Annotated in this window: 21 protein-coding genes; 8 read left to right on the top strand and 13 right to left on the bottom strand. The window is 48.1% G+C overall.

The features are described 5' to 3' along the window. Window positions 1-3: 3 nt before the first annotated feature. Both ihfA and lpxM read left to right on the top strand, forming a co-directional pair. Window positions 4-300, top strand: a complete 297-nt coding sequence (gene ihfA, locus SHD_RS11670) for an integration host factor subunit alpha (RefSeq protein WP_011716870.1) — start codon at window positions 4-6, stop codon at window positions 298-300. Window positions 301-396: 96 nt separating this feature from the next. Beyond that, window positions 397-1,335 (top strand): lauroyl-Kdo(2)-lipid IV(A) myristoyltransferase, encoded by a 939-nt coding sequence (gene lpxM, locus SHD_RS11665; protein WP_039978212.1) that lies wholly within the window; start codon window positions 397-399, stop codon window positions 1,333-1,335. Between the two features lie 116 nt (window positions 1,336-1,451). Here the strand turns inward: lpxM and hypA are convergent, their stop codons facing one another. The 7 genes from hypA to fdhD form a co-directional block, all read right to left on the bottom strand. Further along, the gene (hypA, locus tag SHD_RS11660; protein WP_023267299.1) at window positions 1,452-1,808 is read right to left on the bottom strand and encodes a hydrogenase maturation nickel metallochaperone HypA; all 357 of its coding nucleotides are present in this window, start codon (window positions 1,806-1,808) and stop codon (window positions 1,452-1,454) included. After that, window positions 1,808-2,827 carry a hydrogenase expression/formation protein HypE gene (gene hypE / locus SHD_RS11655; protein ID WP_023267298.1) on the bottom strand — a complete coding sequence of 340 codons (1,020 nt, stop codon included), beginning with the start codon at window positions 2,825-2,827 and terminating at the stop codon, window positions 1,808-1,810. The genes hypA and hypE overlap by 1 nt, the downstream gene beginning before the upstream one ends. Beyond that, entirely contained in the window at window positions 2,820-3,959 is a 1,140-nt protein-coding gene (gene hypD / locus SHD_RS11650; RefSeq protein WP_023267297.1) for a hydrogenase formation protein HypD, read from the bottom strand. The genes hypE and hypD overlap by 8 nt, the downstream gene beginning before the upstream one ends. Window positions 3,960-4,019: 60 nt before the next feature. Beyond that, the gene (locus tag SHD_RS11645) at window positions 4,020-4,265 is read right to left on the bottom strand and encodes a HypC/HybG/HupF family hydrogenase formation chaperone (RefSeq protein WP_023267296.1); all 246 of its coding nucleotides are present in this window, start codon (window positions 4,263-4,265) and stop codon (window positions 4,020-4,022) included. Then, complete coding sequence (hypB, locus tag SHD_RS11640; RefSeq protein WP_039978211.1) at window positions 4,265-5,026, bottom strand: hydrogenase nickel incorporation protein HypB; 762 nt, start codon at window positions 5,024-5,026, stop codon at window positions 4,265-4,267. Before hypB ends, SHD_RS11645 begins: the two co-directional genes overlap by 1 nt. Window positions 5,027-5,230: 204 nt before the next feature. Next, the gene (locus SHD_RS11635) at window positions 5,231-7,552 is read right to left on the bottom strand and encodes an FdhF/YdeP family oxidoreductase (RefSeq protein ID WP_039978210.1); all 2,322 of its coding nucleotides are present in this window, start codon (window positions 7,550-7,552) and stop codon (window positions 5,231-5,233) included. Continuing rightward, window positions 7,536-8,396, bottom strand: a complete 861-nt coding sequence (gene fdhD, locus SHD_RS11630; protein WP_023267293.1) for a formate dehydrogenase accessory sulfurtransferase FdhD — start codon at window positions 8,394-8,396, stop codon at window positions 7,536-7,538. Before fdhD ends, SHD_RS11635 begins: the two co-directional genes overlap by 17 nt. A 161-nt stretch (window positions 8,397-8,557) precedes the next feature. Here fdhD and SHD_RS11625 point away from each other — a divergent pair, with 161 nt between their 5' ends. Next, a complete protein-coding gene (locus tag SHD_RS11625; RefSeq protein ID WP_023267292.1) occupies window positions 8,558-9,436 on the top strand; it encodes a LysR family transcriptional regulator in 879 nt (292 codons plus the stop codon). Between the two features lie 4 nt (window positions 9,437-9,440). On the opposite strand, the gene hypF is transcribed toward SHD_RS11625, so the two are convergent. The 6 genes from hypF to hyaA form a co-directional block, all read right to left on the bottom strand. Beyond that, window positions 9,441-11,960 (bottom strand): carbamoyltransferase HypF, encoded by a 2,520-nt coding sequence (hypF, locus tag SHD_RS11620; protein WP_023267291.1) that lies wholly within the window; start codon window positions 11,958-11,960, stop codon window positions 9,441-9,443. A gap of 72 nt (window positions 11,961-12,032) precedes the next feature. Next, on the bottom strand, window positions 12,033-13,880 hold the full coding sequence (locus tag SHD_RS11615) for a hypothetical protein (RefSeq protein WP_023267290.1): 1,848 nt from the start codon (window positions 13,878-13,880) through the stop codon (window positions 12,033-12,035). Between the two features lie 3 nt (window positions 13,881-13,883). Continuing rightward, entirely contained in the window at window positions 13,884-14,441 is a 558-nt protein-coding gene (locus SHD_RS11610) for a HyaD/HybD family hydrogenase maturation endopeptidase (protein ID WP_023267289.1), read from the bottom strand. 7 nt (window positions 14,442-14,448) lie between these two features. Next, on the bottom strand, window positions 14,449-15,123 hold the full coding sequence (cybH, locus tag SHD_RS11605; RefSeq protein WP_023267288.1) for a Ni/Fe-hydrogenase, b-type cytochrome subunit: 675 nt from the start codon (window positions 15,121-15,123) through the stop codon (window positions 14,449-14,451). A 21-nt stretch (window positions 15,124-15,144) separates the two neighbouring features. Next, window positions 15,145-16,848 carry a nickel-dependent hydrogenase large subunit gene (gene hyaB / locus SHD_RS11600; protein WP_023267287.1) on the bottom strand — a complete coding sequence of 568 codons (1,704 nt, stop codon included), beginning with the start codon at window positions 16,846-16,848 and terminating at the stop codon, window positions 15,145-15,147. Window positions 16,849-16,851: 3 nt separating this feature from the next. Further along, on the bottom strand, window positions 16,852-17,988 hold the full coding sequence (hyaA, locus tag SHD_RS11595; RefSeq protein WP_023267286.1) for a nickel-dependent hydrogenase small subunit: 1,137 nt from the start codon (window positions 17,986-17,988) through the stop codon (window positions 16,852-16,854). 346 nt (window positions 17,989-18,334) lie between these two features. Here hyaA and SHD_RS11590 point away from each other — a divergent pair, with 346 nt between their 5' ends. From SHD_RS11590 to SHD_RS11570, 5 genes are all read left to right on the top strand, one after another. After that, window positions 18,335-18,802 (top strand): TlpA disulfide reductase family protein, encoded by a 468-nt coding sequence (locus SHD_RS11590; RefSeq protein ID WP_023267285.1) that lies wholly within the window; start codon window positions 18,335-18,337, stop codon window positions 18,800-18,802. Window positions 18,803-18,805: 3 nt separating this feature from the next. Then, complete coding sequence (locus SHD_RS11585; RefSeq protein WP_023267284.1) at window positions 18,806-19,027, top strand: DUF4266 domain-containing protein; 222 nt, start codon at window positions 18,806-18,808, stop codon at window positions 19,025-19,027. A 76-nt stretch (window positions 19,028-19,103) separates the two neighbouring features. Further along, the gene (locus SHD_RS11580; RefSeq protein ID WP_023267283.1) at window positions 19,104-20,450 is read left to right on the top strand and encodes a DUF3570 domain-containing protein; all 1,347 of its coding nucleotides are present in this window, start codon (window positions 19,104-19,106) and stop codon (window positions 20,448-20,450) included. A gap of 123 nt (window positions 20,451-20,573) precedes the next feature. Then, window positions 20,574-21,476, top strand: a complete 903-nt coding sequence (locus SHD_RS11575) for an FAD:protein FMN transferase (RefSeq protein ID WP_039978208.1) — start codon at window positions 20,574-20,576, stop codon at window positions 21,474-21,476. Window positions 21,477-21,486: 10 nt separating this feature from the next. After that, complete coding sequence (locus SHD_RS11570; RefSeq protein WP_039978206.1) at window positions 21,487-22,146, top strand: response regulator transcription factor; 660 nt, start codon at window positions 21,487-21,489, stop codon at window positions 22,144-22,146. The last annotated feature ends 32 nt before the right edge of the window (window positions 22,147-22,178 follow it).

Genomic DNA, 22,178 nt, shown 5'->3' with positions numbered 1-22,178 from the left:
AGTATGGCACTTACCAAAGCCGAAATGGCAGAACATCTTTTTGAAACACTAGGCATTAACAAACGTGTCGCCAAAGAGATGGTTGAGTCGTTCTTTGAAGAAATTCGAGGCGCACTTGAAAGTGGTGAGCAGGTCAAGTTATCTGGCTTTGGCAACTTTGACCTTAGGGATAAGAATCAAAGACCGGGAAGGAACCCAAAAACTGGCGAGGATATCCCGATTTCCGCTCGCCGTGTCGTGACCTTCCGTCCCGGCCAGAAACTGAAAACTCGCGTAGAAGCAGCTAACGCGGGCAAGTAATTTCTTAAAGTTTGATAGGAAAGCCACTCCTTCGTGAGTGGCTTTCCTATTTTCTTCCTTTAGTAATTCAGTCTGTTACTGTCTGAGGTGATTTCTTTGTCAAGACAGCCAAAATATTTCGACCGTCGCTTCCAAATGGCCCTATTGCACCCTAAATATTGGCTCACTTGGTTGGCGATTGGCCTATTAGTCATTTTTGGGATCATGCCCGCGTGGCTGCGTGATCCTATCGCCAGAACCTTGGCCAAACTGGTGGCACCTATTGCGAAAAAGCCTATAGGCATCGCCAGAGCGAACTTAAAGGCTTGCTTCCCTGAAAAATCTGCCGCCGAAATCGAAGCTCTAATTCACGATAACGTAGAAAACTTTGTGTTAGTACTGTTATCACAAGGTGAGCTATTGGTGCGCTCTAAGGCGCATTTACGTCGCCGTGTTAATTTAATGGGCTTTGAGCATGTACAAGCGGCGCAGGCGGTAGGGCAGCCTGTGATATTTATCATGCCCCATGTGTGGCCCATAGATTATGCGGGACTAAGATTAAACCTCGACTTGCCTATGGTAACTATGGCTAAAGCCCATAAAAACGCATTATTTAACTGGTTTAACAATCGGGTACGTAGCAGCTGCGGTGGCCATGTTTATATGCGAGAAGCGGGCATTCGCGCTTTATTGGCCGAGCTTAAGCAGAACAATAGCTTTTTCTACCTGCCAGATGAGGATTTAGGTCCAGATCAAAGCGTGTTTACCCCGTTTTTAGGCACAGTTAAAGCGACATTACCTGTGGTTGGTCGATTAGCCCAAGCAGGTAATGCGCAGGTGCTACCGGTCAAAATTGGTTATAACCAAGTAACACGTCAGTTTGATTTAACCGTAATGCCCGCCATTGCCGCCGAAGATATGGTCGGTAAAGAAAGCGAAGCACTGGCACTGAATAAAGCAGTGGAGCAAGTGATCCTCGCTTACCCTGAGCAGTATATGTGGTTCTTAAGACTGCTTAAGACCCGTCCCGAAGGGCAAGCTTCGATTTATCAATAGCGACTGCTCCATATAGTGAAAGTCGCCGCGAGTAGACCAATAAAATGGGCTTTAAGTGGAATACTTAAAGCCCATTTTATGACGAGCGATGGCTTGAGTTAGAAACTCACAAACACTCAGCGCTCGTCCTCTTGCTCCATTTCAAGCTGCATCAGCAACATATCTTCGCCGTCCAATACCTGAGTTCGGTAACTATTGCATGCCGGACAAACGATAGAACGCTCTGCAAGCACAGATTCTTGGTGGCAGTCTAAGCATTTGATCACTAAGGGCTGCAATGTCATGCAAAGGGTTGCTTCACGGCAGATCCCATCGAGCTTAAAGGTTTCAAAGGCGGTCTCGAGCAAGGTGGGTTCGACACCACTCATCACCCCGAGTTTAATATCGACGCGAGTAATTTTTGTCGCTTGATTTGCTCTAGCATGTTGCTCACATTGCTCGATTAAGGCGCTGACAATGGAATATTCGTGCATTAACAAATCCTTGGTAGCAGTTCGCCTTGAGGTAAGTCTAAGTAGCGTTTGGTATTCCAAGGCGTTCTTAAGACCACTTTTCCTGGCAATTCGTCGCTGACGGTGCCAATTATTGCCGCTCGTTCACAGTGACCAAAGCGTTGCATAATTTCTAGTGCACCAAGGGCAATATCATTTGGTACGGCGAGGATAAAAGTACCTTCATTAGCTAAATCCATGGGCTCAAACCCGTAGAGCTCGCACAAGCCCTTGACCTCATCGCAGACTGGTATACTGGCTTCGTTTACTGTGATCCCCACATTGGCTGTCGCCGTCCATTCATTTAATACGGCCGAGAGTCCACCTCGAGTTGCATCGCGCATAGCATGAATCGGAATATTCGCCGCAATGAGCTGCTCAACCACGGGCCAAAGGGTGGCACAATCGCTTTGTAAAGCCGATTCGAGGGTCAGGCCTTCACGCGCCATCAGAATTGCGGCGCCATGGCAGCCGACATCACGGGAGACGATAATCGCATCACCGGGTGCAACATTTGCTGCCGAGATATTCGGGCGTAAAATGCGCCCAACGCCTGAGGTATTGATAAACAAGCCATCGGCGCAGCCCTTAGGCACGACTTTAGTATCGCCACAAACGATTCTTGCGCCGCTTTGTTTAAGTTCCTTCGCCATGCTGCGCACGATAGTGGTCAAGTGATTGAGCGAGAATCCTTCTTCGATGATTACGCTGCAACTTAAATACTGTGGCTCGGCACCCATCATAGCTAAGTCATTGACAGTGCCAGCAATTGCTAGCTTACCTATGTCACCACCAGCAAAAAACAGCGGCGAAACAGTAAAGGAATCTGTGGTAAAAGCAGTGGCGCCCTGTAGGTCAAGTTTTGCTGCGTCTTCTTCGCTACGAAGAATAGGATTATCGAACTCAGCAAAAAAAAGATCGCGGATGAGTTTGTTCATCTCTTTGCCGCCACCACCGTGGCTGAGTTGAATTGCTTTATCTTTGGTCGGGAAATCAGCCATGTTGTGGCTCCTTGCTATCTATGCCTTGATAGCGGTAATAAGCATTACAAGCACCTTCTGAGCTGACCATGCAGCTGCCTAAAGGGGTTTCGGGATTGCAGCCGCGGCCAAAGACTTTACAGTCTTTTGGTTTGGCGAGTCCACGGAGAATATCGCCGCACTGGCACGCCTTGTGATCGTCAATTTCTTTGACGGGTAATCTGTCTTTAAAGCGCAGTTCTGCATCTCTGTGGGCATATTCATCCTTTAATTGGAGTGCAGAGTTAGGAATTGGCCCCAGACCACGCCAACGAAATTGCGGCCGAATTTGGAAGAACTGATTCACTTTGGCTTGAGCGGCAAGATTGCCTTCCTCGGATACGGCGCGGCTATATTGGATATCGAGTTCAGCCTTGCCTTCGGCCTTTTGACGCACGATGCGCAGGATAGACTCCATGACATCCACTGGCTCAAAACCGGAAACGACTAGTGGTGTACCATATTGCTCAACCGCGGCGCGATAGATTTTGGCGCCACTGATCACGCTGACGTGTGCAGGGCCAATAAAAGCATTCACTCTAGCATTAGGATCGTGCATCACAGCATCAATTGCGGGCGGGACTAGGACATGGTTGATATGAAAAAACAAATTCGCCAGCTTTTCCTGTTCGGCCAGTTGCAGCAATACCGCAGTCATTGGGGTGGAGGTTTCAAAACCGATCGCGAAAAATACCACGGTTTTATGTGGATTATCACGGGCAATTTTGAGTGTGTCTAAAGGGTCATAGATAGGGCGGATATCACAGCCCTTGGCCCTAAAACTGGCTAATGAGCCTTGGGAGCCTGGAACGCGGATCATATCCCCGAGGGTTACTAAAATCACATCTTCCTGCTGAGCAAGCACTGCGGCTTGGTCGATCCGCTCCTTAGGCATGATACACACAGGGCAACCGGGACCGTGGATAAACTCGATATTCTCTGGCAGTAAATCCAATAAGCCATATTTCATGATAGTGTGGGTATGGCCACCACAGACTTCCATAATATTAATTTGTTGCTTGAGCGAGCGGGCGATTTTAGCAATATCATCCGCAAGTGAGGCTATCGTTTGAGGATCGCGAAAGCCTTGGTAAAGTTGTTTTAATTCAAGCATGTTCAGTCCTTGTCGCAGCAATACTATATCGTTGTTATTGCGTTAAACTGCGGCTATTGCTTACTGCATGGTTTCGTTTTCAAGCTTTGAGACTATCTCTTTATAGAGTTCAAGGCTTTGCATGGCATCTTCGGGATCAATCTTGTTCATAACAAAACCGATATGGATGAGTACATAATCGCCAATCGCTAAGGGTTCCGTCATTAAATGGCTGCTGACATCGCGCCTGACCCCTAAGGTGTCAACGGTGACCGATTGGCCTTCGTGGTCAACGGCAACGACTTGTGAGGGGATAGAAAGGCACATTATTGCGGCTCTCCCACTGTGGTTTGACGAAGATTCGTTTTTAACCAGGCGGCGACAGCTTGCATGGATTCGCCCTGTTTTATTGAGACTTCCAAAATCTGCGTGTCAGGATTGAGCTTTTTCAGCTGTGCTTTGGCTTCTTCAACATCGAAATCAAAATAAGGTAATAGATCGCATTTGGTGATCAGTACTAGATCGGCGCGGCGGAACATGACGGGATATTTCTCAATCTTATCATCGCCTTCGGGAACGGAGAGCAATACGATATTTTTATGTGTGCCCACATCATAGCTAGCGGGGCAGACTAAGTTGCCGACGTTTTCGACAAAGCAGATATCTAAGCCTTCCAGCGGCAGATGATGTAAAGCGCCATGCACCATAAAGGCGTCAAGGTGACAAGCGCTGCCCGTTTGAATTTGATGGGCTGTAATACCCTTTGCGATTAAACGGTCAGCATCGCGGGAGGTCTCTAAATCTCCTTCAATCACGGCGTAATTAAGCTTTGTGTATTCTTTTAAGTGCTCAAGCAAGGTCGTTTTACCGCTGCCAGGACTACTCATTAAATTGAAGGCGGTGATATTGTGCGCCTCAAAATGGGCGCGGTTATGGGCGGCTTCAACATCATTTTTATCGAGAATTTTATGGATCACCGACAAGGTTTTTTTATCATTGAGTTGAGGATTAGTGTGCAATTCCTGGTGATGCAGATGGCTGTGATCGTGGGAATGGCGGGGTAGAGAGCAACCGCAGTCTTTACACATCTTGTATTTCTCCTTGTCCAAGGTACGGTTTTTTATCGTTTACCTGACAATTTGGTCATGCTATCGAATAGGGTTAATTTGATTACGCTAATGTTAAGTGTGATACAAATCCTTAAAGGAATCTTTGATGTTCGTCAGGTTTATTAGTAAACAAAAGGCCAAAGAACATTTCTTTGGCCAGTGGGGATAACGCGCTTATGTGGCTTAGCGTTGAAGGATGTTAATTCTGTTGCTGCTCGCGGGGGTTAAGATAACGGGAACCGATTTTGAGGTCGGGGTGTAGGAACCCACGCCCACACTGTCGATGGCGACTAAGGGATTGGTCTCGGGGTAATAGGCGGCGATATTGCCCTTGGGGATCTCGTAATAAATCACCATGAAGTCATACACTTTGCGCAATTTCCCATCATTAGTAATCGATCGGATATCGACTAACTGGCCGTCGCTAAAGCCCTGCGCCTTGGCATCTTCACTGTTCATAAATAGCACATTGCGCTTGCCCTTAATGCCGCGGTATCTGTCATCCATACCGTAGATGGTGGTGTTGTATTGATCGTGTGAGCGAAGACTCTGCAGCAGCAACACTGGCAGCGTACTGGTGAGGGCCTGACTCGAACAATCGGCGAGGATGGAGTCGGGTAAAGCACAGGCGCTAAATTCTGCCTTGTGGCTTTGGGTATGCCAGTCGAGCCGCGCTGCATTATTGGTTAAATGGAATCCCGCAGGGACGTTAATTTTTTGATTGTAGTCTTCAAACCCTGCAATGGTTTGCTCAATCAAATCGCGGATCAGGTTGTAGTCATCCCTTAGGGCTAACCAGTCAATTGATTTGGTATTAGGTGTACTCATTGATGGTGGTTTCACCGCCAAGGTGGCATGCGCCATGCGCGCCACAATATCGATTTCCGACAGGCACAATGGCGAGACGGGCTCGTTCATCCCAGTAGAGGCGTGCACCATGCTAAAGGTATCTTCGACGGTGATTTTTTGAATGCCGTGTTTTTGCTTATCGAGTTCTGTGCGGCCAAGACAAGGTAAAATCAGTGCATCTTTGCCGACCTGCAAGTGGCTGCGGTTGAGCTTAGTGCTGATTTGCACATTCAACTGCGTTTTTCCCATGGCGTTATAGGTAAAGGCGCTGTCGGGCGCCGCTGCGGCCAGGTTTCCGCCAAGGCAAATTAGCACTTTGCTTTGCTCACTATCTAAGGCCTTTAAGGCTTCAACCACGTTATGACCCGCACAGCGGGGTAATTGGCAGCCCAAATACTGCTCTAAACGGTCAATAAACTCGGCTTTGGGTTTTTCGTTAATTCCCATAGTGCGGTTCCCCTGCACATTGCTGTGACCGCGCACTGGGCAGAGCCCTGCGCCAGCTTTACCTATTTGGCCGCAGAGTAGATGCAGGTTGATGATTTCGCGAATGGTATCAACCGAATGTTTATGCTGAGTGATGCCCATGGCCCAGCAGCTGATCACCGTTTTGCTTTGGCTAAAGACTGTTGCGGCTTGAATAATATCGGCCTTAGACAAGCCCGATTGGGCTTCTATTTGTTGCCAGTCGGTGTGACGAACACTCTGCTCATAGTCTGCGAAAAAGGCGGTATGGGTGGCGATAAACTCCCGGTCGATACACTTTGAGTTCGACTCAAGAATATGCTTTGCCATGCCGCGAATGGCTGCCATATCGCCGCCCAGCAGCGGCGTGAGGTATTGATGACTAATGGTAGTCGCGGCAGGGGTTAATAACTCCGTTGGGCTTTGCGGGCTGGCGAATCGCTCCAGCGCCACTTCCTTTAAGTTATTGAAGGTGACAATTTTACACCCCTGTCTCGCCGCTTTACGTAGGGCATTCATCATCCGTGGATGGTTGGTACCGGGGTTTTGGCCGAAGACAAAAATCGCCTCGGCTGCATCGAAATCGCTTAAAACGACAGTACCTTTACCGACACCAATGGCTTGGTTCAGTGCAACGCCGCTGGCCTCGTGGCACATATTAGAACAATCGGGAAAGTTATTGGTGCCGTATAGTCGGCCAAACAACTGATAGAGATAGGAAGCCTCGTTATTGGCGCGGCCCGAGGTGTAAAACTCCACTTGATTGGGATCGCTAAGGCCATTGAGCGTATCAGCAATCAGCTGAAAGGCCTCATCCCAGCTGATGGGCTCATAGTGATCGGTCGCGGCGTTATAACGCATGGGTTCGGCCAAGCGGCCCTGATATTCGAGCCAATAGTCGGTTTGTTTGGCTAACTGACGCACCGAATACTCCGCAAAAAAGTCGCGATCGACAATCTTGCCCGTCGATTCCCACGCCACGGCCTTGGCGCCATTTTCGCAAAACTGAAAGGCGCCTGCTTTGTTATCGCCCCAGGCACAACCTGGGCAGTCAAAGCCGTCGGTTTGGTTTACTCTCAGTAGGTTTTTGATATTTTGCTGGGTCTTTTGGCTGCGCAGCACATGCTTTAAGGTCGATTGCAGTGAGGGGAAGCCGCCGGCTTTGGTCGGTTTTTCAATATGAACAGGCATAAAATTCTCCGCTATTGCATTGGCATGCAAGGCTTTCATTAAATATGGAGTAGTGGATTGGCGGATCAAACTTAGGAATATGGACAAGGTTAAGCTGATATTTCAGCGCAAGTTTCACCGCGAGCTGGCTGGGTGACGCGAGACTTATCAAATGATTGGCACCATAACGCACCGCCTTTTGGATCAACTCGCTGCTGCAGCGACTGGTCATCAGCAAAGCCTTGACGCTGCACTTTTGCCGCAGTAGCGCGCCAATCAGCTTATCTAACGCATTGTGCCGACCGATATCTTCACGGCACTCAAGGATATTGCCAGCCTCATCCAAAGCAAAAGCCGCATGGATAGCGCCGCTGCGCTGCGCCTTAAGTTGACGTTCATGTATTTGTTGTTTGAGGCGGTCGACATGCTCAAGCACTAAGGGGGCGCAGGCAAGTAATGGCGGTAAATCTGGAAGGGCATGACCTAGGGCTTCCACACCGCAGATCCCGCAGCCCGTCGCGCCGACGAGCCGTCTTTTACGTTGTTTAAGGGCGATTAAATAGCGATTGGCCAAGGTGACATCGAGCATTACGCCGTCTTGGACGGGAGTGATATCAATCTCATGCACATCTTGGTCATGGCTGATAATGCCTTCGGCGAATAAGAACCCAATCACAAAGTCCTCAAAGTGATCGGGCGTTATCATCATGACCGCATAGCTGATGCCATTGAGGTTGATGGCGGCAGCGACCTCTTCAACCAGATGCGAGTAGCGGGCACTAGCATGTTGAGCCGCGTTTGGGCTGTATTGAGATTCAGGGCAGAGTCTTGGATCGTTCGCCGAATCGAGTGGGTGAGTTAGCACGCATTTCAACCTGAAATTGGATGTTGATCACATTCTAGGGAGGGTTTGCGCGCTAGGCCAATCAAACTATTTTATGGATTGATAGAAGATTTCTATTAAACTATGGATACCAATAGGGTTTGATTTTTCAGATTTGTCTAAAACACTATATCGAAAGCACTATGAATATTCGCCACCTACATTACTTCCAACAACTCGCGCAATTACAGCATTTTGCCAAAGCGGCGAATGCCTGCCATGTGACGCAACCGACGCTCTCTGCGGGGATCAGCTCCCTTGAAAAAAGCCTTGGCACTGAGCTGGTGGTGCGGGGTAGCCAGTTTGTGGCGCTCACGGATGCGGGACAGATCATGCTGCAATACGCCGAGAGAATGTTGCAGGAGCAGGCAGCGTTAAAGCAGGAGTTGAGTCTGTTTCGCGGCCAGCTCACGGGTTCGCTACGGATTGGCATAGTGCCGCAATCGAGCATCGATATCATGCCGTTGATTAAATTGTTTAATCAGGCTTATCCCAATATCAGCATCAAGTTATCTGTGATGACCAATGGGCAATTGATTGAAAACCTGAGCCTGCACAAAACCGATATCGGCCTTGGATTTGATGAGCAGCTCACCGAGGCTAATCGGCGCAGCTTTGTGTTTTATCCGCAGCGGGCCAATCAAATGGCACTGTTGTCCTGTGATTCGGTTGATGACAGTGCAAGCCAGTCCTTGTCTTTAGATGACATTGGCACGCGTCCCTTAGTGCTGCTGAGTCAAAATATGCAGTTTAGAAAATACATAGATAATGCAATGGCGCAGGCGGGGATCGATTTTAATCTGGTGCTGGAAACCGACTCATTATTCCACCTAATCGGCGCGGTAAAGCATGGCTTAGGCAGTGCTATCGTCAGCCGCGGTATTGCCGAGTCAGTATCGCAACTCTTTGGGATCCCATATCAGCTTTTGGACGGTGTCAGTACAGGGCAAACGGTCTTTATGACCCGTAAGCACAGCATAACACCCGCAATGAAAGCCTTTATGTGTCAGCTTGAGTCTTAAACCATCACTGGTTATTGTTCACGTTTTGATGAATACCATACCAAAGCTGCCCGAGGGCGATACCGCCATCGTTGACGGGAATATGTTTGTTGGGCAGCACGGTATTGCCTTGTTCGTGCAGTTTACAGAGGCAATATTCGAGCAAATATTGATTTTGAAACACTCCGCCGCACAGCACCACGGGCAGGGCTGGAAAGCGCGCGGCATAGCCACAAATGGCATCCCCCACACTATGCAAAAAGGCGCGGGCGATCTGCTCTTGCCGATGATTCGTGAGCCGGGCTTCGGTAATCAGCGTGATTATCTGTTTAAAGAGTTGGCTACTGCGCCAGATATGCGGTTCGCGTGCCGAGCTGTCACTGGATTGATGCGTCGTGTCCAAGGGCAAATCGAGCATCAGCGTGGGCAATTGCTGCGTATCGGCCCGTCTTGCCGCCGCCTCAATTAACATGCCCGCTTGACCTTCAAATTGGGTGGTGTCGATAAAGCCTAGGGCGCAGGCGAGGGCATCGAATAAGCGCCCCACCGAGGAGCTGTTAATCCCATGGCCGTTTTGCCAGATCCGATGCAGGTTGCTTAAAGTTAGCGGTGTCAGGCTTTTTAGGATGGGCAAATCTAAGGCTTGTACCGCCGCTAAACTCATTTGTTCAAATAGCAAAGCGAGCAGTAATCGTACAGGCTGCTTAATTGCCTGTTCTCCACCAAGCAAGGGTATGGCCTCGAAATGGGCAAGCCGCTCGGCACCGTTAAGGGTGGTGAGTAAGACTTCGCCGCCCCAGAGGCTACCATCATCACCTAGCCCTGTGCCATCGAAACTAAAGCCTAACACTGCATCCTGATATTGATTGATGGCCATTACGCTCAGCACATGGGCGTGGTGATGCTGCACACTAAAGGTTTGGATTGAACGAGAGTCTTCACGCAGCGTATCAAGGCGTTGCTGTTGCTGCGCCTCTGCCCAGCGCGATGGGGCATAGTCTGGGTGCTTATCGTGGACAATCAGCTCGGGGCTGAAATGATACAGGCGGGCAAAGGTCGCCAAAGTGCGCTCGAAGTACTGCTCGGCGCTGACACTAAAGAGATCGCCAATATGTGGGCTTAAAAACACATTCGAGCCAAAACCTAAGGCAATGGCATTTTTTTGTTGGGCGCCCACGGCAAGTATGGGGTGACTCAGCGGCTTGGGTAACGGAAAGCTTAAAGGCGCATATCCCCGTGCTAAACGCAGCACTTGCACCTGTGGCGCACAGCCGTTTGGCGGTTGGATAAGTTGCACTACGCTGTCATCACAGCCATTGAGGATGGGCCGATTGTGATCGACGATGGCATCGACCACATGGCCTAGTTGACTGATAAGCTCATCGCAATGGGTGATAATCGGCTCGCCCGACAGATTCGCACTGGTCGCAACTAAGGGCGCATTAAATAGCCCGAGCAGCAAATGATGCAGGGGAGTGTAGGGTAAAAAGATCCCAAGTTTGGGGATGTTAGGCGCAATCTCAGGGCTTAGATCGTGCTTATGCTGTGCTTGCATCAGTACGATGGGCCGCTCCTGCGAGCTTAAGGTTTGCCACTCCGCCTGTGTGCCCGTTACATAGTGCTTTGCCATTTCGATAGTTGGCATCATCACCGCTAGGGGCTTAGCCTTGCGTTGTTTACGTTGCCTTAATTGACTGACCGCCTGAGTGTTTCTTGCATCACAGACTAAATGGAAGCCGCCAAGGCCCTTAATCGCCAGAATTTGCCCTTGGGCAAGCTTTTCGGCCGCAGCCGACAATACCGCAAGGCTGTTATCTTGCGAAGCAGACAAGGAGTGAGGTGCGAGTAACTCGCCCTGCGGCGATTTTAAACTTAATTGAGGGCCACACTTAGGGCAACTCACAGGCTGGGCGTGGTATCTGCGATTTAGTGGATCTTGATAGGCTTTAGCGCAGTCGGGACACATGGCGAAATCTGCCATGGCCGTATGATGGCGATCGTAGGGTAAGGCATTGATAATAGTGTATCTTGGGCCGCAGTTGGTGCAATTGGTAAAGGCATAGCCATAGTGGCGATCCAGCGGATTGTGCATATCGCCTAAGCAGTCCTGACAAGTACTCTTGTCGGCCGATACGGCAACCAGCGCTGCTAAGTTATGCTCACCAGAGTCATTACTTTGGTCATCACGTTGGCTATCACTTTGAATAATACCGAAGCTAGTCTCTTCAAGCTTTACCGCTAACAGACTATGGCTAATCTGATCGATACGCGCCAGTGGCGGCGGATTGGTGGTTAGCTCGCGCACAAAGCAATCCAACTGTGCTGCGGGGCCTTGCAGCTCAATCATCACGCCATTGGCATTATTCAGCACAGTGCCGGTTAACTTAAGCTCAGTTGCCCAGCGGTATACAAAAGGGCGAAAGCCCACGCCTTGCACTATGCCCGTGATATGCAGTTGGCGGCGTTCTAGTGAAGCGCTTTGGTTAGCGGATGAGGCGGCTTTTATCAATCTCGGTCTTCTTCGCTTATCTGGTTGCATCTGCATGGAAGATAAAACACTTTATCCTCCATGCGTTAGTGCTATTTGACTATAACACTCTGATGCTTGCAGGTTTTACTAAAGGCTATTCAATTGTCGTTGTTTCACATAAAGCGCACCAACTGCAAGATTATCGCCCTCTAGCTCGAGGCTGCGATTAAGCAATAGCGGGAAGTTTTTGCCGAGTCGTAAGCTAATACGCTTGCAGAGGGTTTCGTTGGCTAACTCATTGCCAGCTAAGGCAATGTTGTGTACACCGATATTTAAATCAATGTGTTCTAACCAATTCGCGAGGTAGTCGGCAAGAGAGTCTTGCATTGCAAAGGCCAATTGCGCCGGATCGCTGTGTCCCGCAACGCGAAAACTGAGCAGTGTACCAAGGGTTTTACACCAATTTAGGCTTCGATGTGCCTCTCCTCTAGTTAGGGGATAATCGATACGCGGCGCATTTGCGCCTTGGTAACGCATGGCTGCGGCCATGAGTGCATCACTCAAATAGTCTTGTGTTTGGGTTTCTTCCTGCGGATTCAAACCAATCAAAATTGCTGCAATTGCCCATAGGCTTTGGAGATTATCTCGTCTGCCGTGAAGTTTTAGACTGAGCAGTTTTAAGTAGTCATCAGGAAACAGGCTCTTAAACTTCTGCGCGACGGCCTTTTGCGGGCTACTATCGAGTCGATGGAAAATCTCATAACCATTATCGGGCAGCTCGGGCAGGGCGAAAAACAGCGAGGTTTCCCCCTTATTATCACAGGTGGCAATTTGGCTTGGATGAGCATGGCTTAAGTAAATTACCGCCGCATTTTTGGCCTGCTTATGAGTGGTCAATTTGCCATTGAGAAGCGCAGCGAACAAGGCTGAATCGGCAATAACGTGGTCATCTTCATTGCCTTGATATTCAGAGGTATTTTCCACCCTAGATAGGGATTGAACGCTCAGTAACCCTTGGTGTGAACGGGTTTTCTTATTAGCTTGCCATTGAGCCTTGAACCCTAAAAAACGTACTTCTTCCCTTAATGGCTCTGGCGCATTGAATTGCTTAATAATAGGTAATTCTGCGTGACGAGTGTCTTGACTAAAAAGTTGAGCCCAAGCACCATCGACCCAAGCTAATTGGGGTCTGTGGTGTTGTCCTTGTAGGTAAATCCAATCGATACCTTTTTGTCGCAATACTTCGGCAAGTACCAGTACCACACGACTGTAACCAAAGCAGATATCGTATAGCGGAGCGGTCAGCTTATCGTGCTCTTGGGTAGGTCTTGCGCAAATCAGTGGTTTTTCGATACTTGATAATGCCAGGACTTGATGATCTTTCAGGCAAAAATGGGCATTGAGTGTGTTGGGGTTACAAATGAGCAACTGTGGTCTTGTTGATGAATCGGTAAAGGGGGTGAGACTGAATTGCACGTCTTCGCAGGTTAACTCCAGTGAGCCTTGGCTGATAAGCTGCGTTGCCATGGCCTTGATATCCGATAGCGTAAGCGCTTTTTGCGCGCTGGTTAAGCGCTGCTCACCGTGGCAACAAGGGCAAGTTAAATCGAGCTCGCCAAACTGCGCCGCCTGATTATCACCAAAGAGGGGATAGCACTGCTGGCAAAAAGCTGCGACGGATTTATCCGCTGGCGTCGCTTCTGCAGGCAAAATCTCCAATAATGTTCGTTGGCCTTGCGGCTCATCGATCACTTTAATGCCTGAATCGACGAGCCAAACAGAGATCAAAAAGTCTGCAGCAATCGCATCGGCCAATTTCTCAAGCTGTGTTTGTTCGCCTTGCGCTTCAATAAAGTAGGTTTGTGGGCCAAAGTCATTTTGGCTTTCGCAACCGATACTGATATTCAGTTCATCATAATTTAGGTATTGATTACATAAGTGCGCATACAAAGGCACCTGACGTGAGCAGGTAAAATCAAATCTGATGTTTTTCATCTTCTATATACTTTCACCAATTGTGACGCCACGTTTATAGGAATTTGGGATCAGCGAGTCGATACTATGCTCGGCAATGCGTGTCGCGGTGAACCCAAGGGAGGCTAAGTGGGATAACAAGGTTTGTTCCATCAAAGGTACTGCATCAGCAACCTTAGGTGTTAGCCCTAGTGTCATAGGTTCTAGCACGGTTGGCGTCACGCCCAATACAAAGGTTTTGGGTCTGTCGCCAACCATTTCCATCATATTGAGGGTTTGCAGCATTTCGACTTCATGGGCGCTGCCTTGCCAGTCGATTTCCTGCGGGGCTTTATCAAAATCAAAGAAATACACTTCGCCAGCTTCAACCCCGTTTGCATTCACGGTATCGACGACGATCAAATAATCGTATTGGCAAATAATCGGAATGAGTCCCTGAGCCAAGGTGCCGCCATCGAGCATCTCTAGCTGGTGGGACTCGTGTGTAAACTGATAATTTTCAGTGATGTAATTGACAAAATGTACGCCGATGCCTTCATCGGCGTACAGGACATTGCCAATACCTAGTAGCAATATCTTCATTGGACTCCTAGTGGTGTGAGTCTGGTTTTGGATAGTCATAACCAGAGACGATTGAGTCAACTGAGTTATGTTTGAAACGTATTCCTGACCAAACCGCCATATAGACGTGGATTACCACAAAGATAACGAATGCCCAAGTGAGGTAGTGGTGCCAAATTCTCACCTGTGCCAGTCCACCCATTTGTGCTGTGATCCAAGCTGCACTGCTCCAAAGCATACCACCCAAACCTTCGTGGTAGACGTTGGCATACAATACGAGACCCGTTATACATATCACAAGCGCAACAAAGGAGATTGCTACATAAGTCACAAATTGCAGTGGTCCGTAAACACCTGCTTTATGCAGATGTCCCATCCAAATGTAAGATTTCAGTTGGGTAATCCAGCTTTTTACGCTCATCACATCGCGAAATGAGCGTCGCTCGATATCACTACGACTGAAAAAATACAGGTAGAAGCGAGCCAAGGTGACTGCGGTAAGAACAAAACCGCAGATCAAGTGGGCAAAACGGATCCAACCTTGTACCAATACATCCGTGCTTTCGGGTGCCACAAGAAACGGCCAAGCAATATAGAATCCGGTGATTACTAGCACTAAAATGGTCAGCGCCCGTAACCAGTGGAAAATCCGTATCGCGGGACTAAAAACCAGTGTCCGAATGCGGGTTTCAGAATGGTTCATACTGTGTTCCCTCCCTCGTTGTTATTGACCATTGGGGCTGACACGGAACTCGCTCAATGCTTGACCTTTGAAATCCATTACGTGTACTGAACACGCCATGCAAGGGTCAAATGAGTGAATAATACGTATCACCTCAAGGGGTTTAGTGGGATCTTCCAGTTTTAAGCCAATCAAAGAGGCTTCATAGGGGCCAATCTTACCGTTCGCATCGACTGGACCTGCGTTCCAAGTCGTTGGCACTACGGCTTGATAGTTTTCAACGACGCCATTTTTAATCCGGATCCAGTGGCTCAACATACCGCGTGGCGCTTCAATCATCGCGTGGCCCACATATTCCTTATTCGGATCAATATGGGGTTTCACGTAGGTGGTTTCGTCTGATTGAATATTCGTTAACAGCGCATCGAAAGTTCTGAGACCTTCCTGTGCCACAATGACTGTTTGTAACATACGCGCAGCGGTACGACCTAGGGTGGTGAACAGTGCTTCAACTGGCAGACCTGTGCGGGCCAATAACGCATTCACTGCATCCACAACCACTTTATTACCGCGGGCATAACTGACTAACAGGCTGGATAATGGGCCCACTTCCACGGGTTCGCCTTGGTAACGTGGCGATTTTACCCATGAATATTTACCATCACCGTCTAAGGTTGGCAGTTTGCCGTAAACCGTATCCCGCTCTACAAAACCAGTGTAGTTAGGAATGGTTGTACCATCGTAGGGATGCTGCGGCGCATCTGCACTGTACCAGGCATGGCTGACGTCTTCGGCAATTAAATCTGGGTTAATGTCGCTTACGCCTGCCAAGTCGCCTTTCATGATCACGCCTTGGTCGAACAGGTACTCACCATTAGCCAGAACAAAATCGTTGGTTGCCATGAAGTTTTTAACATTCACGCCGCCAAGAACGCTGGCCTCAGTGCCGAACGCTTCTGCTGCCATCACGATATCCGCTTGGTAGGCTCGCAGGATAAAGTCGGTCACTATCGCGTGTTTTTGTTTCCATTCTTGCAGACGTGCAGGACTTAACATATCGCGAACAGAAGTCACACCACCGACAACTAATGATTGCGGATGGGGTTGTTTACCGCCAAAAATGGCGAGCATTTCAGCAGCAACCCTTTGTACTTCAAGCGCTTTCAGATAATGCGATACGGCAATCAGGTTTTGCTCTGGGGTAAATTTATAGGTGCCATTGCCCCAGTAAGCATTGGCGAATGGGCCAAGTTTGCCGGTTTCAACAAAGCCTTTAACACGCTCTTGCACAGCTCTTAATTCACCTTCACCCGCAGCAATGGGTTTATCGGTATATTTCAGGGCAACCTGCGCCGCTTTAGCGGGATCAGCACTTAAGGCGGAGACTACGTCAACCCAGTCTAAACCGTGTAGATGGTAGAAATGTACTATATGGTCATGCATATAGAGCGAGGTTTGCATTAAAGAGCGTAGATACTTAGCGTTTAATGGAATTTGTATGCCTAAGGCATTTTCCACCGCTTCAGTACCGCAGCGATAGTGCGAATAAGTACATACACCACAGATACGTTGCACAATTAGGCCCACGTCCATTGGCGTACGGCCTTTCAAAATCACTTCAATACCGCGCCACAGGGTAGAGGATGACCATGCCTTATTGATGACATTATTCTCATCAACTTCAACTTCGATACGTAAGTGACCCTCGATACGAGTGATAGGGTCGATAACAACGCGCTTGCTCATGGGTTATTCCTCCAGCGGCTTGGCAAAAATACTGGCAACGGCGTGGGCTCCAATGCCAACGACTGTCGCGCCTAAAATCACCGCACCGACGGTGTCTGCGGTCGCATCCAATCCATGGAGAAGTTGACGACCAAGCGGTTTTTCAAAATCGGCCATATCATCCCAGAAGTTAGGTTCTGAGCAGCCCATACAACCGTGGCCTGCTAACACGGGCCAGCTGGTATGATGGTTAAAGCGTTCGGTTGGGCAGTTGTTATAGGTATAGGGTCCTTTACAGCCCACTTTATAGAGGCAGTAGCCTTCTTTTGCACCGTGATCGCCAAACTCTTCAACGAACTCACCGGCATCAAAGCGACCACGACGTTCACAGTTATCGTGTACCCGTGCGCCGTAGGCCCATTTAGGACGGTTGAACATGTCCAGCGCAGGTAATTTGCCGAACATAATGAAGTACATCAGAGTGCCAACAATGTTTTTCTCACTTGGTGGACAGCCACCTAAGTTGATTACAGGTTTGCTGACCACTTCGTGTACGCCTTTCGCTCCAGTAGGATTGGGATAGGCAGCTTGCACACCACCGAAGGAGGCACAAGTCCCTACAGAAATAATCGCAGCAGCGCCATCGGCAGCATGCTTGATGATTTCTAAACCCGTATGACCCTTACAGCCCACGGTTAAGAAACTGCCGTTATTGGCGGTGGGAACTGCACCTTCAACGGCCAGTAGATAACGGCCTTTGTATGCTTCAAGAGCATGCTCGAGGTTTTCCTCTGCTTGCCAACCCGCTGCGGCCATCAGAGTTTCATGATATTCCAACGAGATATGATCGAAGATCAATGAATCTAAATTGGGAGTATCAGCACGAACTAAGGATTCAGAACAGCCTGTACATTCGGCCATGTGCAACCAAATTAAGGGGACACGATCGGCGAGTTCGGCGGCTTCAGCTACTAAGTTACTAAAGGGGAGCGGCAGGGCGAGCATACCTGTCACCATGGCACTCCATTTCATAAAGTCACGGCGGGTAATACCGTGTTGTTGTAATTTTTCTATCAGAGTCTGCTGTTGACGGGGAGCGAGTTGGCGCAGTTCATCTAAACGCGCCTTTCCCTGTTCATAGAGGGCTGCATGTGTGTCCATGGGTCAACCTTTTGTTGTTGGAATGTAAATTGTTAAGGGTTTACATAATTGACAGTTGAAGTTTAGGCGGTAAGCGGCTGAAAATTATTGATGTGTATCAAGAATTTCTAAGAGATGTGATGAAACTGATTTTGACATTTAATTAACATGATTCAGATCTAATTTCGGTTTTGCTAATGGGACAAAATGTCCCATTTTTGGTTTTTTTATCGCTTTGGTTCACTTTGTAATCAATGGATATGGGGGAGGATAAACATAGCGCGAGCTTAATTTATTCTTTGAAAGTTTAAGAAAACCTTAAGATTGAATTAATAAATTCAAGCTAACTGTGGCAGATGGATAGCATATGAGAAAACTATTTTTGTTCCTTAGCTTATTGAGTACAGGCGTGTTTGCCGCACCTTCGCTTGATCATCAAGTTTTTGATTCACAAAACCAAAGTGTTTCCCTCAGTGAATTTAAAGGCAAAGTCGTCTACGTGGATTTTTGGGCTTCTTGGTGTGGTCCCTGTCGCAAGTCATTTCCTTGGATGAATGCGATGCAACAAAAGTATCGCGATCAAGGCTTAGCGGTGGTGGCGATCAATCTTGATACCGACAAAGCCCTTGCTGAGGAGTTTTTAAAACAAATGCCAGCCCAATTTAGTGTGCGATTTAATCCTGAGGGGGATGTGGCACGTAGCTTCGATTTATTAGGCATGCCCAGCAGCTTTGTGTTTAATCGCCAAGGTCAGCTCGTCAAAAACCATGTGGGTTTTTATCAAGACAATGCTGCCGATTATGAACAAGAACTTGTGAGTCTTTTGAAGGAATAATGTATGCGCAAAATCACCTTGATTGCGGTTTCGTTGATAGTGGTGGGATTAACCGGTTGTACTAATTTAGGCGTTCAGCCTTGGGAAAAAGGCCAGCTAGCCCGTAGCGATATGGCGCTGGACAGTGAAAAGCTCGATCAAGCATTAGATGATCATATTTACTTTAGTAAAGAAGGCAGTAGCGGTGGACGAGCCTTTGCTGGTGGTGGATGCGGTTGTAACTAAACCTTAATTTAATAATCGCTAATACCATAGGTTTTTCGTCTAAATAAGCTTCAGTGACATAAAGGTGTCGTCAGTCATGATAAATAATAACAATAAGTTAGACTCAATACCCTCCCAAAGAACCGCTTCTAATCCACAGACAAAGAAAATCGCCAGTGCTTTAGCCTTTGCAAGCTGCGGTTTGTTCGCATCAAATGGTCATGCAACCGAGCTGGTTAAAAACGTCGATGACTGGAAAGTCGATGCAGCGCTCATGTATTACGGTGAACAGGACAGAGTGCAAGCGATAGAAGCCATTGGTAAGGCGCAGAAAAACTTTGGCGATGATAGTGTACTTGACCTTAAGCTGGTGGTTGACAGTTTAACGGGCGCGTCGGCATCCGGTGCGGTAGCGCAAAGTGATAGCCAAACCTTTACCCGTCCTTCAGGTAATGGACAATATAAAGTGGCTGCAGGTGATACGCCGCTCGATGATACCTTCCACGATACCCGAGTGCAGGGGAGTGCCAATTGGTCGCAGAAACTTAATCCCGATTGGAAAGTGAGTGGTGGTGTGTATGGCTCGAAGGAATTTGACTACATGTCTATGGGCATTAATGCGGGAGTAGAGCGGGGCTTTAACAAAGACAATACCACACTGTTTTTAGGCACAGCTTACAGCTTTGATGTAGTGGATCCCGTTGGTGGCCGGCCCGTAGCCTTATCTTCAATGGCTATTCGCGATAATTTTACCAGCGATGAAGCTTACCGCACTGCATTTGATGCCACGCGTCAAAATGGTAGTGATGATAAACAAACTGTCGATTTGATGTTAGGTATTACCCAAATATTGAACCAACGTTGGTTACTCCAGGCGAATTATGGTTTATCGAGTGTTAGTGGTTATTTGACCGATCCTTACAAGGTGCTGAGCGTTGTAGACAATAATGGTACAAGCCAAGATATTGTTTATGAAAATCGTCCAGATTCTCGCTTAAAACACAGTTTTTATGTGATGACCAAAGGGGCGTTAGATTCCGGCGTTGTTGATTTTTCCTATCGCTACAATACCGATGATTGGGATTTAACTTCGCATACGTTAGAAACACACTATCGCTATTACTTCAGTGGCAGTTTCTACGGGCAATTGCACTTACGTTATTACCAACAGTCGGCGGTGAATTTCTATCAGCCGTTCCTGCTTGCTGATACGCCGCTACCCGAGTTTGCTAGTGCCGATTACCGCATTGGTGATATGAGTGCCTATACCATTGGCGTTAAGTTTGGCCACCGTCTGTCTGGCGGCCATGAGATGACATACCGCTTGGAATACTATCAACAAGATCCGAAAAATAATGGCACCGAGCTCCCTGGTCAGTTGCAAAACTATGATCTTTTCCCAACTCAAAAGGCGATAACTGCACAGTTTAGTTATTCATTTTAAAGATAAACTATGCTACTAAGAGATTGAATAAACCTATAGTTATGGGGAGCTAAGCTCCCCATATTTGCACTCTACATAGCCATTAGGTTGAACATGTTAGTCGCCTTCAATAAGGATATAAAAATGCCAGCAGTTTCCCCTAATCAGCAATATCGACTCCTGCGTCGTGATTGGGGCTATTTAGGCGAGTTTAGGGCCATGGCGAGTCCGTGCGAGCTATTAATTGCCAGCCATGATGAGGATATCGCCTATGATATGCTCGATATGGCGGCCCGTGAGGCGCTTAGAATTGAGCAAAAGTACAGCCGTTTTATTGAAGGTAATTATTTATGGCGTTTGAATCATGCCGCGGGTAAACGCCAATCAATCGATGAAGAAACCTGGCAACTGTTAGCTTTTGCGAAACAATGCTTTGAGCTAAGTGATGGGCTATTTGATATTTCGGCATGCCCTTTAATGCAAGTGTGGCGTTTTACGCAGGACGCTAAGATGCCCGCCAAAGCGGATATTGAGGCTGCGCGAGCCTTAGTCGGCTTTGCGCGTATTGAGTTTAATTCCCAAGAGTTGCTGATGCCCCAAGGCATGCAACTCGATTTTGGTGGTATCGCCAAAGAATATGCGGTTGATAGGGTCGCCTATGAACTTGCTGAGTCCTATGCTGGTATTTCGGTATTGGTTAATTTTGGCGGTGATATTGCTTGTCCGGTGGCCAATGCTGTGCCTTGGCAGGTTGGGATTGAAGATCCAAATCAGCTCGACCATGCCGCCAAAGTGCTGGCAATCACTCAGGGGGCCTTAGCGACCAGTGGTGATACAAGGCGGTTTATTGAGGTCGAGGGTCAACGTTATGGGCATATTGTCGATCCGCGTACAGGCTATCCAGTGAGCGGAGCGCCGCGGTCGGTGACCATACTTGGGCCAAACTGCGTTACCGCAGGCATGTTAGCGACTATGGCCATGTTACAGGGCGAGCAGGCTGAAGCTTTTTTAGCCGAGCAGTCGGTGCAATTTAGTATTTTCCGATAGGGCATTATCAATGCGTATTATGTTAGTGGAAGACAACGAGTTACTGGCCCAAGGGATCTGCTTGAGCCTTGCCAAAATGGGGATGCAGGTTGATCACTTGAGCAGCTATCAACAGGCGTTAGTTGGGATTAAAAATGAAACCTTTAGTGCGATAGTTTTAGACCTAGGGTTGCCCGACGGCAATGGTAAAGATCTACTCAAAGCTTGGCGAGCTCAAGGCGTCTCGATCCCGACGATTGTGCTCACGGCCAATACTGACTTTGATACTAAACTTGAATGTCTCGATATCGGCGCCGATGATTATTTAGGTAAACCCTTCGATGTGCGCGAGTTAGCCGCACGGATCCGAGCAATTGTCCGCCGTCAATATGGTCTTGATAATAACAGCTTGAATATCGGAGCATTAAGTATTGATCTTAATACTCGCGAAGTGACTTTCCGTGACCAAAATGTGCCACTTTCTCGCCGAGAATTTCAGTTACTGCTTGAATTAGCACAATCAGCAGGCCGTGTATTAACCCGCAATCAGTTAGAGCAGTTAACCTACGGCTGGGATGAGGTTGGCAGTAACTCGATTGAGGTCCACATCCACCATTTACGTAAAAAATTAGCCAACGACTTGATTAAGACGGTACGTGGCATTGGCTACACCCTAACCGAAGTCAATTAACCCATTAAAATTGACACTCGCGCAAGGATTTA

The organism is Shewanella decolorationis S12 (assembly GCF_000485795.1).
Lineage (GTDB): Bacteria > Pseudomonadota > Gammaproteobacteria > Enterobacterales > Shewanellaceae > Shewanella > Shewanella decolorationis.
Note: the sequence above shows the minus strand (reverse complement) of the source record. Positions and strands in the feature narration are given on the sequence as shown.

Coding starts and splice junctions, on each gene's coding strand:
- SHD_RS11615 (WP_023267290.1), bottom strand. CDS start 13,880: ATGAAAAACATCAGATTTGATTTTACCTGCTCACGTCAGGTGCCTTTG.
- SHD_RS11590 (WP_023267285.1), top strand. CDS start 18,335: ATGAGAAAACTATTTTTGTTCCTTAGCTTATTGAGTACAGGCGTGTTT.
- ihfA (WP_011716870.1), top strand. CDS start 4: ATGGCACTTACCAAAGCCGAAATGGCAGAACATCTTTTTGAAACACTA.
- SHD_RS11580 (WP_023267283.1), top strand. CDS start 19,104: ATGATAAATAATAACAATAAGTTAGACTCAATACCCTCCCAAAGAACC.
- SHD_RS11570 (WP_039978206.1), top strand. CDS start 21,487: ATGCGTATTATGTTAGTGGAAGACAACGAGTTACTGGCCCAAGGGATC.
- SHD_RS11610 (WP_023267289.1), bottom strand. CDS start 14,441: ATGAAGATATTGCTACTAGGTATTGGCAATGTCCTGTACGCCGATGAA.
- SHD_RS11645 (WP_023267296.1), bottom strand. CDS start 4,265: ATGTGCCTTTCTATCCCCTCACAAGTCGTTGCCGTTGACCACGAAGGC.
- cybH (WP_023267288.1), bottom strand. CDS start 15,123: ATGAACCATTCTGAAACCCGCATTCGGACACTGGTTTTTAGTCCCGCG.
- hypA (WP_023267299.1), bottom strand. CDS start 1,808: ATGCACGAATATTCCATTGTCAGCGCCTTAATCGAGCAATGTGAGCAA.
- hyaB (WP_023267287.1), bottom strand. CDS start 16,848: ATGAGCAAGCGCGTTGTTATCGACCCTATCACTCGTATCGAGGGTCAC.
- SHD_RS11625 (WP_023267292.1), top strand. CDS start 8,558: ATGAATATTCGCCACCTACATTACTTCCAACAACTCGCGCAATTACAG.
- hypB (WP_039978211.1), bottom strand. CDS start 5,026: ATGTGTAAAGACTGCGGTTGCTCTCTACCCCGCCATTCCCACGATCAC.
- hyaA (WP_023267286.1), bottom strand. CDS start 17,988: ATGGACACACATGCAGCCCTCTATGAACAGGGAAAGGCGCGTTTAGAT.
- SHD_RS11575 (WP_039978208.1), top strand. CDS start 20,574: ATGCCAGCAGTTTCCCCTAATCAGCAATATCGACTCCTGCGTCGTGAT.
- hypE (WP_023267298.1), bottom strand. CDS start 2,827: ATGGCTGATTTCCCGACCAAAGATAAAGCAATTCAACTCAGCCACGGT.
- hypF (WP_023267291.1), bottom strand. CDS start 11,960: ATGCAGATGCAACCAGATAAGCGAAGAAGACCGAGATTGATAAAAGCC.
- SHD_RS11585 (WP_023267284.1), top strand. CDS start 18,806: ATGCGCAAAATCACCTTGATTGCGGTTTCGTTGATAGTGGTGGGATTA.
- hypD (WP_023267297.1), bottom strand. CDS start 3,959: ATGCTTGAATTAAAACAACTTTACCAAGGCTTTCGCGATCCTCAAACG.
- SHD_RS11635 (WP_039978210.1), bottom strand. CDS start 7,552: ATGCCTGTTCATATTGAAAAACCGACCAAAGCCGGCGGCTTCCCCTCA.